The 15,395-nt window shown below is 39.9% G+C and carries 14 protein-coding genes; 8 read left to right on the forward strand and 6 right to left on the reverse strand.

Going from position 1 to position 15,395, the window contains the following annotated elements; genetic code table 11:
- Nucleotides 1-2 precede the first annotated feature (2 nt).
- Entirely contained in the window at nt 3-542 is a 540-nt protein-coding gene (locus AC3CAU_RS13935) for a DOMON-like domain-containing protein (RefSeq protein WP_447053440.1), read from the forward strand.
- Between the two features lie 151 nt (nt 543-693).
- Here the strand turns inward: AC3CAU_RS13935 and AC3CAU_RS13940 are convergent, their stop codons facing one another.
- On the reverse strand, nt 694-1,167 hold the full coding sequence (locus tag AC3CAU_RS13940; protein ID WP_131215466.1) for a hypothetical protein: 474 nt from the start codon (nt 1,165-1,167) through the stop codon (nt 694-696).
- Between the two features lie 310 nt (nt 1,168-1,477).
- Here AC3CAU_RS13940 and carA point away from each other — a divergent pair, with 310 nt between their 5' ends.
- From carA to AC3CAU_RS13960, 4 genes are all read left to right on the forward strand, one after another.
- Complete coding sequence (carA, locus tag AC3CAU_RS13945) at nt 1,478-2,617, forward strand: glutamine-hydrolyzing carbamoyl-phosphate synthase small subunit (protein ID WP_131215468.1); 1,140 nt, start codon at nt 1,478-1,480, stop codon at nt 2,615-2,617.
- A 14-nt stretch (nt 2,618-2,631) separates the two neighbouring features.
- A complete protein-coding gene (gene carB, locus AC3CAU_RS13950) occupies nt 2,632-5,862 on the forward strand; it encodes a carbamoyl-phosphate synthase large subunit (protein ID WP_447053441.1) in 3,231 nt (1,076 codons plus the stop codon).
- A gap of 90 nt (nt 5,863-5,952) precedes the next feature.
- Nucleotides 5,953-6,429, forward strand: coding sequence for a transcription elongation factor GreA (gene greA / locus AC3CAU_RS13955; protein ID WP_131215472.1), 477 nt, complete (start codon nt 5,953-5,955; stop codon nt 6,427-6,429).
- 484 nt (nt 6,430-6,913) lie between these two features.
- Nucleotides 6,914-7,537, forward strand: coding sequence for a CatB-related O-acetyltransferase (locus AC3CAU_RS13960; RefSeq protein ID WP_447053442.1), 624 nt, complete (start codon nt 6,914-6,916; stop codon nt 7,535-7,537).
- On the opposite strand, the gene AC3CAU_RS13965 is transcribed toward AC3CAU_RS13960, so the two are convergent.
- On the reverse strand, nt 7,521-8,252 hold the full coding sequence (locus AC3CAU_RS13965) for a hypothetical protein (protein WP_447053443.1): 732 nt from the start codon (nt 8,250-8,252) through the stop codon (nt 7,521-7,523). The genes AC3CAU_RS13960 and AC3CAU_RS13965 overlap by 17 nt on opposite strands.
- 639 nt (nt 8,253-8,891) lie before the next feature.
- Between AC3CAU_RS13965 and AC3CAU_RS13970 the strand changes: the two genes are divergently transcribed.
- Nucleotides 8,892-9,332: a universal stress protein gene (locus AC3CAU_RS13970; protein WP_131215477.1), complete on the forward strand. Its 441-nt coding sequence runs from the start codon at nt 8,892-8,894 to the stop codon at nt 9,330-9,332.
- Between the two features lie 72 nt (nt 9,333-9,404).
- Here AC3CAU_RS13970 and AC3CAU_RS13975 read toward each other — a convergent pair whose 3' ends face one another.
- Nucleotides 9,405-9,740, reverse strand: coding sequence for an MGMT family protein (locus tag AC3CAU_RS13975; RefSeq protein WP_131215479.1), 336 nt, complete (start codon nt 9,738-9,740; stop codon nt 9,405-9,407).
- A gap of 80 nt (nt 9,741-9,820) precedes the next feature.
- Nucleotides 9,821-11,320, reverse strand: coding sequence for a cation:proton antiporter (locus tag AC3CAU_RS13980; protein WP_131215481.1), 1,500 nt, complete (start codon nt 11,318-11,320; stop codon nt 9,821-9,823).
- Nucleotides 11,321-11,555: 235 nt separating this feature from the next.
- Here AC3CAU_RS13980 and AC3CAU_RS13985 point away from each other — a divergent pair, with 235 nt between their 5' ends.
- A complete protein-coding gene (locus AC3CAU_RS13985) occupies nt 11,556-12,113 on the forward strand; it encodes a hypothetical protein (RefSeq protein ID WP_131215483.1) in 558 nt (185 codons plus the stop codon).
- A 46-nt stretch (nt 12,114-12,159) separates the two neighbouring features.
- On the opposite strand, the gene ypfJ is transcribed toward AC3CAU_RS13985, so the two are convergent.
- Both ypfJ and AC3CAU_RS13995 read right to left on the reverse strand, forming a co-directional pair.
- Nucleotides 12,160-13,065 (reverse strand): KPN_02809 family neutral zinc metallopeptidase, encoded by a 906-nt coding sequence (gene ypfJ / locus AC3CAU_RS13990; RefSeq protein WP_424619747.1) that lies wholly within the window; start codon nt 13,063-13,065, stop codon nt 12,160-12,162.
- Between the two features lie 49 nt (nt 13,066-13,114).
- Entirely contained in the window at nt 13,115-14,041 is a 927-nt protein-coding gene (locus tag AC3CAU_RS13995) for a DUF808 domain-containing protein (protein WP_131215494.1), read from the reverse strand.
- 198 nt (nt 14,042-14,239) lie between these two features.
- Between AC3CAU_RS13995 and trpS the strand changes: the two genes are divergently transcribed.
- Nucleotides 14,240-15,253: a tryptophan--tRNA ligase gene (gene trpS / locus AC3CAU_RS14000; RefSeq protein WP_447053444.1), complete on the forward strand. Its 1,014-nt coding sequence runs from the start codon at nt 14,240-14,242 to the stop codon at nt 15,251-15,253.
- Nucleotides 15,254-15,395: the final 142 nt, after the last annotated feature.

Here is a 15,395-nt window from a genome sequence, read left to right on the forward strand (position 1 = left end):
TTATGGCCAGTTACGAACTTAATGCTTTCGATCGTCGCTTTCAATCCATCTCGTTAGTGGGAGCGATTGAACAACAAGGTCCATATGGTATAAATGTAGGCTATTGGTTACGTGATCCAAATCAATTCATGCAGTGGCCTGATTTGGTGCAAGGTAATCTACGTCAAGATTTCTTATGGGAACATACCTGTTATGAAATTTTTATTGGCGTGCATGGTGAAGATTTCTATCGGGAGATCAACCTCTCCCCTTCACAAGCTTGGCAGGCGTATCAATTCGAAGAATATCGTTATCCTGAAGATATGCCTCCGCAAGCTGCAGATGACATTGAACTCAATCAACTCAAACGTACACATTACGGTTTAAATGTAAGTCTGGATTTAACCGAATTTATGTTAAAGCATAAATTACAATGGTCAAATATGTTCTTGGGTTTAAGTGCTGTACTTAAAACTTCGCAAGGTACCCAATACTACGCAATGCAACATAGCAGTCCGAATGCAGACTTTCACAACAAACGTGATTGGCTACATCAGTTTTAAACCAGAACATTGATATTTGAAAAATAAAAAAGTGAGGCAGACGGCCTCACTTTTTTATGCTTTCAATTTTATGTTTTCAATACTTGGGTTCAGGAAATATTGTATATCCCTCTCTTAGTTTTGCATTTTGCATTTTGCATTGAACAATAAATCAGCTTTTTAATGTTGGTTTTTCTTCAGCTTTAACAGAAACCTTTTTCCATGCATCTAAAGTATGCTCTTTTGAACGCTTGAAGGTTTCAGTTAAATGATCTTTATGTTTAACAGAAATCTGGCTTACATCCTCTTTTAATTCTTTACCCAATTTGGATAAATCCTCAATCACTGCATTGAATTCGGTTTTCACAAACTCCTTCAACTCAGTTAAATCTTTTTGTGAAAAATTCAGTTGTTTTTTAATGGTATCAATGCGTTGTAACAGATCCTGTTTCAGATTTTGAACTTGATCTTGTACATTGGCCTGCAGTTCTTTGGCATCAGCCTTAATATTTTCAGCCGACTCAGTTACTGTTTCGGTTACCTTTTGCTTTGCCTCTTTAGATGCTTGCTCCAACTTTTCAGCACTATCAGCAACTACCTCTTTTAAGGCAGGTTTAGCTTTAACTTGTTTTTGTTCTGTAGTCATGGCCTTGTTCCTATCGTTATTGGATGAGAGCTATAGACTAGTCGATTTGATAAAATTTAAGTTTTGATTTGTCAGACAATTATTATTTGCTTACATTTTACATACACTGTCTACAAACAGACTTTTGTTTAAAACACAAGGTATTTATCTTTCATATTCGGGATAAATAGCATGGACTTCAACAGGTCGACTGCGTATAATGCCGTGTTAAGTTCAAGCGAGCAGACATAGGGAGGGTTGGTTAAAAAAATAGCCTTCCTTTTTTTTCGTCTTCTCGCTTTTTTACAGCCTAAATTTCAGGAGCTTTGGTTTGAGCACTCCCGCCATTTTAGCCCTCGCAGATGGAACGATCTTTAAAGGTACGTCTATCGGTGCATCGGGTAGTACGACTGGTGAAGTCGTTTTTAATACAGCAATGACTGGCTATCAAGAAATTTTGACTGACCCGAGTTATGCACAGCAACTTGTGACTTTGACTTACCCGCATATTGGTAATACAGGTTGTAATGATGAAGACGCTGAGTCAGGTCGAATTCATAAAGTATGGGCAAACGGTTTAATTATCCGTGACCTTCCTTTATTGCATAGCAACTTCCGTGCGAATCAATCTTTGGGTGAATATCTTCAACAACATAATGTTGTTGCAATTGCCGATATTGATACACGTAAATTGACCAGAATTTTACGTGCCAAGGGCGCGCAGAATGGTTGCATCCTTGCCGGTGAAAACATTACAGAAGAAGAGGCTTTAGAAAAAGCACGTGCATTTGGCGGTTTAAACGGTTTAGACCTGGCGAAAGAATGCTGTGACCCGGCCGGTTTTGAATGGACTGAAGGTTCTTGGGCACTTGGCCAAGGCTTCTCTCAACCTGAACTTAAATTCCATGTGATTGCATATGATTACGGTGTCAAAACCAACATCTTACGTATGCTGACAGATCGCGGATGCAAACTAACTGTAGTTCCAGCTCAAACGCCTGCAGAAAAAGTTCTCGCATTAAATCCGGATGGTGTGTTCTTGTCGAACGGTCCTGGCGATCCAGCTGCATGTGATTATGCAATTGAAGCGGTAAAAACGATTGTTGAAACCACCAACTTACCTGTATTTGGTATCTGTTTAGGTCACCAGATCCTTGCGCTTGCTTCTGGTGCTAAAACTGTGAAAATGCCTCACGGTCACCACGGTGCAAACCATCCTGTACAAAATCTTGAAGATGGTACAGTGATGATTACTTCTCAAAACCACGGCTTTGCAGTGGAAATTGATACTCTACCTGCAAACCTGAAAGCGACGCACATCTCATTGTTCGACCAAACCCTCCAGGGTATGCATCGCACGGATAAACCAGCGTTCAGCTTCCAGGGTCACCCTGAAGCGAGTCCTGGTCCACATGACTGTGCCCCTTTGTTCGATCATTTCATCGAACTTATCGAAGCGTCTAAGAAGTAATTAAGGAAGCGATCATGGCTAAACGTACAGACATTAAAAGCATCTTAATTATTGGTGCGGGTCCGATTGTGATCGGTCAGGCATGTGAGTTTGACTACTCAGGTGCACAAGCATGTAAAGCCCTTCGTGAAGAAGGCTACCGTGTTATTCTGGTGAACTCTAACCCAGCAACCATTATGACCGACCCGTCAATGGCTGATGCAACGTATATCGAACCGATTACTTGGCAGACCGTTGCACAAATCATTGAAAAAGAGCGTCCAGATGCTGTCCTACCGACTATGGGTGGTCAAACAGCATTGAACTGTGCGCTTGCACTTGATGAACACGGTATTTTAGAAAAATACAATGTTGAATTGATCGGTGCGAGTAAAGATGCCATTGAAATGGCTGAAGACCGTAAACTGTTTGATGACGCGATGCGTCGTATTGGTCTTGAATGTCCACGTGCTGCTGTTGCAAGCACCATGGAAGAAGCATTCGAAATCCAGGCAAAATTAGGCTTCCCTTCGATTATTCGTCCATCATTCACTATGGGTGGTTCAGGCGGTGGTATTGCTTACAACCGTGACGAATTCATTGAAATCTGTGAACGTGGTTTCGACCTGTCGCCGACTCACCAACTTTTAATCGATGAATCATTGATTGGTTGGAAAGAGTACGAAATGGAAGTTGTTCGTGACAAAAACGACAACTGTATTATCGTATGTGCGATCGAAAACTTTGACCCTATGGGCGTTCATACAGGTGACTCAATCACAGTTGCCCCTGCGCAAACATTGACCGACAAAGAATACCAAATCATGCGTAATGCATCGATTGCCGTTCTGCGTGAAATTGGTGTGGAAACAGGTGGTTCGAACGTTCAATTCGGTATTAACCCGAAAGACGGTCGTATGGTTGTGATCGAGATGAATCCGCGTGTATCACGTTCATCTGCACTTGCATCTAAAGCAACGGGCTTCCCGATTGCACGAATTGCAGCGAAACTGGCTGTGGGTTACACCCTTGATGAATTGAAAAATGACATCACTGGCGGTGCAACACCTGCGTCATTCGAACCTGCAATTGACTATGTAGTAACTAAGATTCCTCGTTTTAACTTCGAGAAATTCCCACAAGCTGAAGCAATTCTAACTACACAGATGAAATCTGTGGGCGAAGTGATGGCGATTGGCCGTAACTTCCAGGAATCTTTGCAAAAAGCGCTTCGTGGTCTTGAAGTGGGCGTATGTGGTTTTGACGAAAAACTCGAAGTCGGTGCTGATGGCGCACGCGAGAAAATTCTTCAAGAACTTAAAGTACCTGGTCCAGAACGTATTTGGTTCATCGGTGACGCATTCCGTCATGGTTTCACTTTAGACGAAGTGTTTGCAGCAACCAACATCGACAAATGGTTCTTGATCCAAATCGAAGACATCATCAAAACTGAAAACCAAATCAAAACCTTAGGTTTTGGTGATTTGAATGCGGACAATATCCGTTCGTTCAAACGCAAAGGTTTATCAGATCTTCGCATTGCAGATTTGATGGGCATTTCACAAAAACAATTCCGTAAACACCGTTGGAACTTGGGCGTAACCCCGGTTTACAAACGTGTCGATACCTGTGCAGCAGAGTTCGAATCTGATACTGCTTACATGTATTCAACTTACGACGAAGAATGTGAAGCAAATCCATCGAACCGCGACAAGATCATGGTCATCGGTGGCGGTCCTAACCGTATTGGTCAAGGGATCGAGTTCGATTACTGCTGTGTACACGCAGCGCTTGCAATGCGTGAAGATGGTTACGAAACCATCATGGTGAACTGTAACCCTGAAACGGTTTCAACTGACTATGACACTTCAGACCGTTTGTACTTTGAACCGATTACTCTGGAAGATGTGCTTGAAATCGTGCGTATCGAGAAGCCTAAAGGCATTATCGTGCAGTACGGTGGTCAAACGCCGCTTAAATTGGCTCGTGCTTTAGAAGAAGCCGGTGCACCAATTATCGGTACATCACCTGACGCGATTGACCGTGCAGAAGACCGTGAACGTTTCCAGCAAATGATTCAACGTCTGCAGCTTCGTCAACCAAGTAACAGCATTGTAAAATCTGCTGAAGAAGGTATGGCTGAAGCATCTAAAGTGGGCTACCCACTGGTTGTTCGTCCTTCATACGTACTTGGCGGTCGTGCGATGGAAATCGTATATAACGACGACGAATTGAAACGCTACTTACGTGATGCAGTTCAAGCCTCTAACGAAGCACCTGTATTGCTGGATCACTTCCTTGATGATGCAACTGAAGTCGATGTTGACTGTGTATCCGACGGTAAAGATGTGGTCATTGGCGGGATCATGCAGCACATTGAACAAGCGGGTATTCACTCGGGTGACTCAGCATGTTCTATTCCTCCTTATTCTCTATCTCAAGAGATTCAGGACGAAATGCGCCGTCAAACTGTTGCCATGGCGAAAGAGCTTGGGGTAATTGGTTTGATGAACGTACAGTTTGCGGTTAAAGGCAACGACGTTTATATTCTGGAAGTGAACCCACGTGCATCACGTACTGTGCCTTTCGTTTCTAAATGTATCGGTGAGTCTTTAGCGAAAGTGGCTGCACGTTGTATGGCGGGCCAGTCTTTGGAATCTCAAGGATTTACTAAAGAGATTATCCCGACTCACTTCGCTGTAAAAGAAGCGGTGTTCCCATTTGCAAAATTCCCGGGTGTTGACCCAATTCTTGGCCCTGAAATGAAATCTACGGGCGAAGTGATGGGTGTGGGTACAACTTTTGGTGAAGCATTCTATAAAGCTGTGTTAGGCTCGAATGATCGCTTGCCTGGTAAACCAACTGAAGGCGAAGTAAAACATGCATTCTTGTCTGTACGCGAGTCAGATAAACCGCATGTTGCACGTATTGCACAACAACTTGTTGATTACGGTTTCAAACTTGTAGCAACAAGTGGCACGCATAAAGTGATTACTGAAGCTGGTATTGAATGTGAACGTGTGAATAAGGTAACCGAAGGTCGCCCTCATATCGTAGATCGCTTGAAAAATGGCGAGATTCACCTCATTATCAATACATCTGAAGGTAAACAAGCTCAGCAGGATTCGTTCTCGATCCGTCGCTCTGCGCTTCAAGGTAAAGTGTATTACACCACAACCTTGAATGGTGCTGATGCTGTATGCCAAGCTTTAGCAATTAAATTGCCGATGGATGTATACCGCTTGCAAGATTTAACAGTAGGTTAATAAATTACCGATAAGTCCCGTCACCTTATTGGTGGCGGGATTTTTTCATTTATAAACCATTCATTTTTATACTCACTTAGAGGGACAACAATGCAACGTTATCCTATGACTCCTGAAGGCAAACTTGCCTTAGAGAAAGAATTACATCAGTTAAAAAGTATTGATCGTCCACGTATTATTGCAGCCATTGCTGAAGCGCGTGAACATGGGGATTTGAAAGAAAATGCGGAATACCATGCTGCCCGCGAGCAACAAGGTTTCTGTGAAGGCCGTATTCAGGACATCGAAGGTAAACTCGGTGCAATGCAAGTGATTGATGTTAAAACACTTGAACAAAACGGTCGGGTCGTTTTTGGGGTGACAGTAACGATTGAGAACTTGGACACTGAAGAACAAAAGACTTATCAAATTGTAGGCGATGACGAAGCAGACTTTAAGATCAACAAGATCTCTGTGAACTCCCCTATTGCTCGTGGTCTTTTAGGCAAAAGCGAAGGCGATGAAGCAAAAATTCAAACACCAAATGGTGAAGTGGAATACGAGATTGTGAAAGTTGAATATCTTTAACTTTAAAGATTGAATACTTTTAAAGCCCCTCTAATGAGGGGTTTTTTATTGCAAAATCTTCATTTCATCTTTAACTTATAGACTAATCACCAGATAAATAAAAAATGGATGATCGCGTTATACAAGCTTTTTACTATGCAATAGGTGGTTTGATACTGGGTATTGCGATCGCCATAAAATGGTCATATTTCATAGACATGCATACCAATTCCGCACTTATTATCTTTATTACTACAATCAGCTCTGCAATTTTAGGTTTTCTTTTTCCTAATAGTATAAAAGGCTTATTTATAAGTCTGTGGAATTTTTTTAGATAAAATTTTTCATAATTTTAATTTTCTTCCTTACTCTCTCCCAGAATAAGATCGTAATCATTACAAACTAAAATTCACAATTAAAGTTCCCTGTCATTAAAGGAGAAGGTTAAGGAGAGATTATAAAATTCAGCTATAATCCCTCAACCTCCCCTACCACACATTTATCTATGGATAATCTGATCAATTCCCCTGTCAAACACTGGTGCGAGTTCGAATTCATCTCTAAAACGGTGAAGAATTCGAATATTCACATTAAGGGAAATTACAGTTATTACAGCGCTTATTGGGATCAAGGTTTTGAGCGTTGTGTAGTGCGTTATTTACATGACAAGCCTGCAACTGTGGAGAAACCGATTGATCAGCTATATATCGGTAACTTTGTTTGTTTTGGGGCAGAATGCGTGATTATGATGGGTGGCAATCAGTTGCACCGTACTGACTGGATTTCAGCCTTTCCGTTCGATACACGCAGTTTTGTGCCTGCTGGAGACACAGTTATTGGCGATGGTTGCTGGATTGGCAGTCGCGCCATGATTATGCAAGGTGTAACGCTTGGTGAAGGTGCAGTTGTGGCAACAGGCGCAGTCGTGACAAAAGATGTACCACCTTATGCTGTTGTGGGTGGTGTGCCTGCCAAAATTATTAAATCTCGCTTTCTTGAAAAAGATATTGAAAAACTGCTTTCGCTTAAAATTTATGATTTGGATGAAAAGCAGTTTTTAAAGATGCGTGAGCAGTTGCAGACGGATGATGTTATATCGCTACTGCATGCCTTTAATGCGCTTGAATAAAAGGGATTAGTGTCAAACTCCGCTGTTTATATTCGTCGATTTTATTATTTTTAAGCCAGCTTATATTCAAATAACTTAAACGCCATTCATAATAAGCCAATCCTACATCTCTATAGCTGATCTTAAGTATGGTCGCCTTCTGATCTTCACAATAATTATTCTTTTCATCTTCCATATCTCGATAGCAGGAGAGTTGATTCTGGTATTCGTAAAAAGGTAAATGCTTAAAGACCAGTTTTGTTTTTCCTTTTGGAAGTAATTGAATAAAGTCCACATTTTGCTCACCACTATCATCCCCCAAAGAGTTTGAAATCCCACCATAAATTAAGGCAACGGCATAATTATGCTTATTTAGAGGGTAAAGTGCAGGATGGAGATAAATGATCGACTTATGATTTTCCTGAATTGCAAATACAGGTTTATGCTGATCTAAATCCCAATGCTGCATAATTCGATATTGCTCACGCTGCTTTAAAAGCTGTGTGATTCGTAATTTATCTTCTATCAAATAATAATATTTATTTTTTGCAATATTTACTGACCAGAGTTGAGCATGTATTTCATGACATTGGGATTCTAATTTTTGGCAAATTTTTCTTATTTCAGTTGCAGAAATATCTTCTTTTTGAAAAGGCAATGCTCGAATTGAATTTTTAGCAAAAACAGGCAAAGTAATACATAAAATCAATATATTTAAGATGATTTTTTTTATCATTATCAATATTCTTGGTATGGTTTTATTTGAGCGATTGTAAGGTATTTCAGGTCTACCTCCAAGTACACCTCACAGTTAAGGCATAAAAAAATCCACTCAATCGAGGGGTCTTTTTCATAACATGGTAGCTTTGAAAAGACCTGAATCCATGACCAAAGCATACGAGTGTAGGGTTCTAATCAACCGAGCTACCCTGTAATTTTTTATAGGTAGTAGGTTGAATAATTAAACTTTCCGATCCCACAAGTCGCCTTCCCAAACGTCTTGAATATTTTCAAAATTATCATGCTGCCAATTCAATTGCTTTATTTTCAGTCATTTCTACTTCATTATTAATAATTTAATACACTTATGATATGACAATTCTCAAAGTCAGTTTGCCTATATTTTTACATATAATTTCAAATTAAAAATCTGCTTACAATTTCATCAGACTTTAGTTTTAAACCTACTAATTTTCTATCCAATCCATGTTAGATTAACTTATAAAAATATTTAGCGGAGTTAATTATCCCTATGAAATTACTAGGTTTTATTCCATCAGGAATACAGCTAGTATTGGAGTGTAAATTGTTTTTATAAACCATAAATCATAGTGTTAAAAGCATCCGTGCAAGTAAAGATTATAAGGAGAAACACATGTCATATCATAATATTTTAGTTCCAGTTGACGGTTCAGAAACTGCATATGCAGCGGTAGCAAAAGCAGCTGAATTTGCGAAAGCATTTGGCAGCAAAGTTACAGTGGTACAAGTTTTATCACTTGACCCTTACATTGCAGCGGAATATATCTCTGCCAATCAAACCAATGATTTAATCGAACGCGCCCGTACCGCAATTATTGAATCCCTTGATGCTGCAAAAGCAAAATTTCATGAACAAGGCATTGAAGTAGAAACCAAACTACTGGAAGGACAAGTGGTTCATCGTGAAATTGTCAAAGCTGCCGAAGAGAATCATGCAGACCTGATTATCATTGGTTCACATGGTCGTACTGGCTTCAAAAAACTTTTCCTCGGCAGTGTCGCACAAAGCCTGTTGGGTGAATCCCATATTCCTGTACTGATTGTGCGTGAATAATAATGATCTTGGCCTTTCCCATCTCTGTCTAAAGGTGGGAAATCGCTAACTCCTAAGCATTTATTACTATTATTACTCATTTATCCATTGATATTGTTTTAAATTAATCTTGTCTCCAATCACCATCACTCCTTCTTCCAATAATTTTAAGCGTTGAATATTGTCACCATGATGATCAAGCTTACTTAGGCTAATTTTTCCTTGCGAATTAATCACTCTATGCCAAGGAATTTCTGCATCTGCCTCCAAATGCTTTAAAACATATCCTACTAAACGTGCATGTTTGGGCAATCCTGCCATCTTTGCAATTTGTCCGTACGAGGCCACTTTCCCATAAGGAATGAGAGCCACCACCTGCAAAATTTGACGGGCTAATTCATCACTAGAACGACTTGAATGTTGTGGCATAGATCGTCCTTCAATTATCCAATTTAAACTTGTGAACATAAAAAAACCTTTTAAAAGGCTTTTTTTATCAGCGTTAACGATTAGAAATTATCTGGACTTTCCAAGCGTTTCACAGCCTGTACCTTTTCCGGATTATGCATCACAGCAACCCCATCTTCAGCTTTTTCATCAATTAAGGCATCTGGGTTATATACTGTAATAGTTTCATTACCATTGGCGTCTTCACCCACAATATACTGAAAGCCTTTCTTGTTCATTTTATGACACATGCGTTGATACCAACCTTTAAAACCCGTCGTTTCTTCATTCGGGTTGTAATAGAACGCATTCATAACGGCGGGTAAACCGAGGCCACAAACCAGACCAGAAAGTAATACTGCAATAAAGGTATAACCAATTAAGATACTGCTATATTCGCTTAACTGCGGAATATTGGCTACTGCCAGAATCAAGGCAAGCGAAATTCCTCCGCGCACCCCGCCCCAAGATAATATAGCCAGACTGCCGTTATAACTTTTGTTTCTAAAACTCGGGAAAAATGCAAACGACAGATAGTTAGCAGCAAAGCGCGAAGCATGCAAAATAATAAAGGCAACAATACCGCCTAAAATGAGACTAATGCTTAAATCTAAAATAAACAGTTCCAGACCAATCAGCGTAAACAGGAATGAATTGATAATGCCTTCGACAGTATGCCAAAAATGGTTAACTTCACGAATTTCACGTTCTTGCAGAATTTCTTTCCATTTATTCCCCACCACTAAGCCACCAATGACGCAGGCAATAGGTGCAGAAGCATGTGCAAATAGGGCAACCAGATACGAGCCACAGGCCAGTAATGCCGTAGTTAGAATTAAAGACTCCATTTCATGTTTACCACGAAGCAATCTTAAAATTCCCAGACCAAAGGCCCAGCCAATAATGACCGCCACCACGATTTCGTAGAGCAAGGTTTCTAAAGTGCCAAGAATAGTAAAGTGTTCACCCTGCAATACATTCAACAAAGTCATGAATACAGCGATACACATGGCATCATTAAACAGTGACTCCCCTTCGAGTTTCACAATCAGATGATGAGGAGCACGCACTGAACTTAAAACACCTTTCACCCCAATCGGGTCAGTTGCACCAAGCGCAGCGCCTAATAACAGCAGAACCAGTATGTCGACATGCTTACCTATCAGGAATTGATAGCCATATAAAGTCATGCCAAAAAAGACTGCACAAAGTACCAGAGCAATACTGGCCAAAATACTAATCGGCTTCCAATGGCTTTTTAAATCGGATACTTTAAATTTTAAAGCTGAAGAGGTCAGAATAAAACAAATTACCCCATTAATTAAAAAGTCATAAAAATCAATATGACGAACCGCTTCTTCAATATTGTGAATATTAATTGTTATAAACTGATTACCGCTGAGTAAACTTGCGCCCCATTGTAAAATAAACACAAAAATCGCCGACACAATCGGTACACCAATCGCTTGCGGGAAACCCAGAATACGTTTATTAAAAATTGTCGTGGCAATAGAAAGTGCAAAAATGACAGTAAAGACTTGAAGAAAAAAGAAATTTCCCATTAAGGTTCCAATTTTAGCGATTCATTGGAATAAAGCGAATTTATCCAACTATTTCCCAGTAAAATAATTCATTAGATAACATTTATGAACTGAATCAGTTTAACGATTTTTTGTAGAGCAAACAAAATAGTTAAGTTTTTTTACATATTTTTAGCAATGATTTAATATAGACAAACATCTCAGCGTTTAGTGTAGCCACACTTTTTTTAATCTCCACATTAAGTTGAATTTATTCATGCATCAAACAGTGAAAACCATCTTTCGACTTTTTTTTGCAGTTGTCATTTTTCTCATTACCTTGGCTTTATTTTTCAGTGCCTATTCTAAAATCAAAGAAATTTTGCAAGCAGATCAGCAGTTCCAGCAAGCCAAACATATTTCACTCAAGTCGAGCGCTCAAGAGCAATTGGTTTTGGTTTCCAATAATAAACGCCCCGATCAAGCGATTTTTATTTTGATTGCCCAAAATGGTTATATTGCTAAATTAAACTGCATCCATTATCTGCAAAATATTTGTACCGATGAATATAACCAGTCACATACCCGACAAATCCAGCAGCTCGATTTATTAAAAGTGGGTCAGCAGCATTATATTGAAAATATTACTTATCAAGACAGCCGTACCCAAAAGCAGCAACAATGGTCTTATTCCAAGCAACAAATTCAGCAATTTTATCAGGTGGACATTGCTAGTTTAAAATACATTGTTTTTAGCATCCTTCTATTTGCACTAGCGGCACTGTATGTCTCCATTCGGATTCTCCGCAACTTTAAAAATTTTTTAACGCGTTAACAAGCCCAATAAAAAAGAGGATATGGAATCCTCTTTTTTAATCACTTTAAATAGCTTGATTGAAGGTATCGCAATCATTGATATTTCCCGATTTCAAACCAGTTTGAAACCATTTCATGCGCTGTTCGCTACTACCATGGGTAAAGCTGTCTGGTACAACCTGTCCTGTGGAACGTTTCTGTAAATAGTCATCTCCAATTTTGTGCGCTGCATCCATCGCTTCTTCAATATCGCCTTGTTCCAGGAATTGGGTACGTTGCTGATTATGATTGGCCCAAATTCCGGCAAAGCAGTCCGCCTGTAATTCCTGACGCACAGAGAGTTGATTACCCTGAACTTGACTAGATTGAGCACGTGCTTTTTGCACCTGATCTGAAATGCCTAACAGGGTTTGAAGATGATGTCCCACTTCATGCGCAACCACATAGGCTTGAGCAAAATCGCCGGCCTGATCTTGGCGGGATAATTCAGTGCTGTTCTGTTCACCGGAAATCCCCATTTGCTGACGCATATCTTTAAAGAAGGCCGTATCGATATAGACTTTTTGATCTGTTGGACAATAAAAAGGTCCCATCGCAGATTGTGCTGTACCACAGCCTGAATTCACCACCCCACTAAACATCACCAATTTAGGTGCCACATATTGGCTATTCAGTTGCTGCTGAAATACCTGAGTCCAGGTATCTTCGGTATCCGCCAACACTGTGCCAACAAAATCCATGGCTTCTTGCTGTTCTGGAGTTGGATTATCCAAGCCTCTGGTTTCAGCCAATTGTGATTGTGAGGTCACCTGTTTGGTGGCTTGATAAGCTTGCTGCGGGTCAACGCCAAAAAATTTCCAGGCTACGAACGCAACCACAAGTCCTAAAATACTAATACCACCTGCTTTCGCACCAGCTCCACCACGACGGTCCTCGACATTGGTACTTACACGACGTCCTTTCCAGCGCATAATGATATTCCTTCTAGTATGCTTTAATTAATTTTAGCGAGTTTTCTGATTATGCCTGCTTTGATTTTGGCCAAAACTTTTGGATTGTTGTAATCACTACAAAAACCAGTAAACCAGCTACAAAACCGATAGCAAGGTTGATTAAAGTCGGAGTAAGTGAACCAATAATATTGCCGACCGTAGGAATATGCTGAATTTGATCGACTGAATCTTCAGTAAAATGGTGTAATTGCGGAATAGCATGAGTAATAATACCGCCCCCCACCAAAAACATGGCAATTGTTCCAACAATGGTCAGGGTCTTCATTAGTTTAGGTGCAAAAGCCAGCAAACCATTACCTATACTTTGCTTTAGATGAGATGTCTGTTTGGTTAAATACAATCCCAGATCATCAATTTTTACAATCATGGCTACAAAGCCATAAACACCTACTGTCATTAAAATGGCGATAACTGACAGCACGAGAACTTTGGTACCAAAAGCAGCGGTAGCAACCGTACCCAGTGAAATCACCACAATTTCGGCTGATAAAATAAAGTCGGTACGAATCGCACCTTTGACTTTGTCTTTCTCGAACTTTGCCAAGTCGGTTTCAATGGCAGTAAATTCCGCTTCAGCAGCTTCTTTAGTTTTGGCTTTTTTATGCTGCAAACTGTGCAGCACTTTTTCCACCCCTTCATAACATAGAAATAACCCTCCAATCATTAATAAAGGGGTAATCAGCCAAGGAGCAACCACACTAATCAGTAAAGCTAAAGGAACAAGAATTAGCTTATTAACAAAAGAACCTTTGGCAACGCTCCAAACTACCGGAAGTTCACGCTCAGAACGTACACCGCTCACCTGTTGGGCATTGAGTGCCAAATCATCTCCCAACACTCCTGCAGTTTTTTTTGCCGCTACTTTGCTCATGACAGCAACGTCATCTAAAACAGTGGCAATATCATCTAATAATATTAATAAGCTACTCGCCATTATTTTTATCCTTAAAGTTACTATTCAATATCTTAAATAGAAATAGTTAAAAAAACTGTATCAACTTCATTAAATTATTCTTATTTTTTTCTATGTTCTGTTTTCATTGCGTCTGACATTCAAAAACATTATGCCGTACAATATGGCAAATTCATCGGCATATAAATGTAGTGCTAACTACTTTGGAATAGATAGATAATGAGTAATCAAGACAAGCGTCCTGTTATTTTGACTGGCGACCGCCCAACTGGACAACTTCATTTAGGTCATTTTGTAGGTTCTTTACGTTCACGAGTAGGGCTACAAGATTCTCACCATCAACATCTCCTCCTTGCTGATGCTCAAGCTTTAACCGATAACGCAGATAACTTTGAAAAAGTACGTCGTAATATTATTGAAGTGGCGACTGACTATTTAGCTGTGGGTATTGACCCAACCAAAACAACGATCTGTGTTCAATCCTGTTTACCGGCATTGAATGAACTGACCATGTTGTATTTGAATTTTGTCACGGTGTCACGCTTAGAGCGCAATCCAACCATTAAATCTGAAATTCAGATGCGGGGTTTTGAACGTGATATTCCTGCAGGTTTCCTTTGTTACCCTGTAGCACAAGCAGCTGACATTACCGCTTTTAAAGCGACAGTAGTTCCTGTGGGTGAAGATCAGATTCCCATGATTGAACAAACCAACGAAATTGTCCGTCGCCTGAATCGTCAAATTGGCTATGAGATTTTGCCTGAATGTAAAGCGCTGCTTTCAAATGTAGGCCGTTTACCTGGTTTTGATGGTAAAGCAAAAATGTCTAAATCTTTGGGCAATACCATTGTGTTAGATGCTTCGGATAAAGACATCAAAAAAGCAGTCAATGCGATGTATACTGACCCGAATCATCTTCGTGTTGAAGATCCGGGTCAGGTTGAAGGTAACGTGGTATTTACTTACCTCGATGCTTTCGATACTAATAAAGAAGAACTTGAAGAGTTAAAAGCTCATTATCGTCGTGGTGGTTTAGGTGATGGTACGGTGAAAAAACGTCTTGAAGGGGTTTTAAAGGAATTAATTACGCCCATTCGCGAACGTCGTATGGAACTGGCAAAAGATCCGGACTACATCATGGATATTTTAAAAACCGGTACTGATAAATGCCGCGATATTACCCAGCAAACCCTGGACGAAATTAAATCGGGCTTAGGGGTTTTCCACTTCTAAAGCAACTGATCTAAACAAATAGCCTTTCTTATAAAGAAGGGCTTTTTTATGCTAAAATAATGAGCAATAAATCACACTAACCAATAGTTATTAACCTGAATTTACACAACTTAACTGAAAACCTCATGAAATGACTGATCAT

Source organism: Acinetobacter sp. GG23 (assembly GCF_057766365.1).

Excerpts from the sequence above, each read along its gene's own strand:
- AC3CAU_RS13980 (WP_131215481.1), bottom strand. The coding sequence starts at position 11,320 with ATGGGAAATTTCTTTTTTCTTCAAGTCTTTACTGTCATTTTTGCACTT.
- greA (WP_131215472.1), top strand. The coding sequence starts at position 5,953 with ATGCAACGTTATCCTATGACTCCTGAAGGCAAACTTGCCTTAGAGAAA.
- AC3CAU_RS13935 (WP_447053440.1), top strand. The coding sequence starts at position 3 with ATGGCCAGTTACGAACTTAATGCTTTCGATCGTCGCTTTCAATCCATC.
- AC3CAU_RS13940 (WP_131215466.1), bottom strand. The coding sequence starts at position 1,167 with ATGACTACAGAACAAAAACAAGTTAAAGCTAAACCTGCCTTAAAAGAG.
- ypfJ (WP_424619747.1), bottom strand. The coding sequence starts at position 13,065 with ATGCGCTGGAAAGGACGTCGTGTAAGTACCAATGTCGAGGACCGTCGT.
- carB (WP_447053441.1), top strand. The coding sequence starts at position 2,632 with ATGGCTAAACGTACAGACATTAAAAGCATCTTAATTATTGGTGCGGGT.
- AC3CAU_RS13965 (WP_447053443.1), bottom strand. The coding sequence starts at position 8,252 with ATGATAAAAAAAATCATCTTAAATATATTGATTTTATGTATTACTTTG.
- AC3CAU_RS13960 (WP_447053442.1), top strand. The coding sequence starts at position 6,914 with ATGGATAATCTGATCAATTCCCCTGTCAAACACTGGTGCGAGTTCGAA.
- AC3CAU_RS13970 (WP_131215477.1), top strand. The coding sequence starts at position 8,892 with ATGTCATATCATAATATTTTAGTTCCAGTTGACGGTTCAGAAACTGCA.
- AC3CAU_RS13985 (WP_131215483.1), top strand. The coding sequence starts at position 11,556 with ATGCATCAAACAGTGAAAACCATCTTTCGACTTTTTTTTGCAGTTGTC.
- AC3CAU_RS13975 (WP_131215479.1), bottom strand. The coding sequence starts at position 9,740 with ATGCCACAACATTCAAGTCGTTCTAGTGATGAATTAGCCCGTCAAATT.
- trpS (WP_447053444.1), top strand. The coding sequence starts at position 14,240 with ATGAGTAATCAAGACAAGCGTCCTGTTATTTTGACTGGCGACCGCCCA.
- AC3CAU_RS13995 (WP_131215494.1), bottom strand. The coding sequence starts at position 14,041 with ATGGCGAGTAGCTTATTAATATTATTAGATGATATTGCCACTGTTTTA.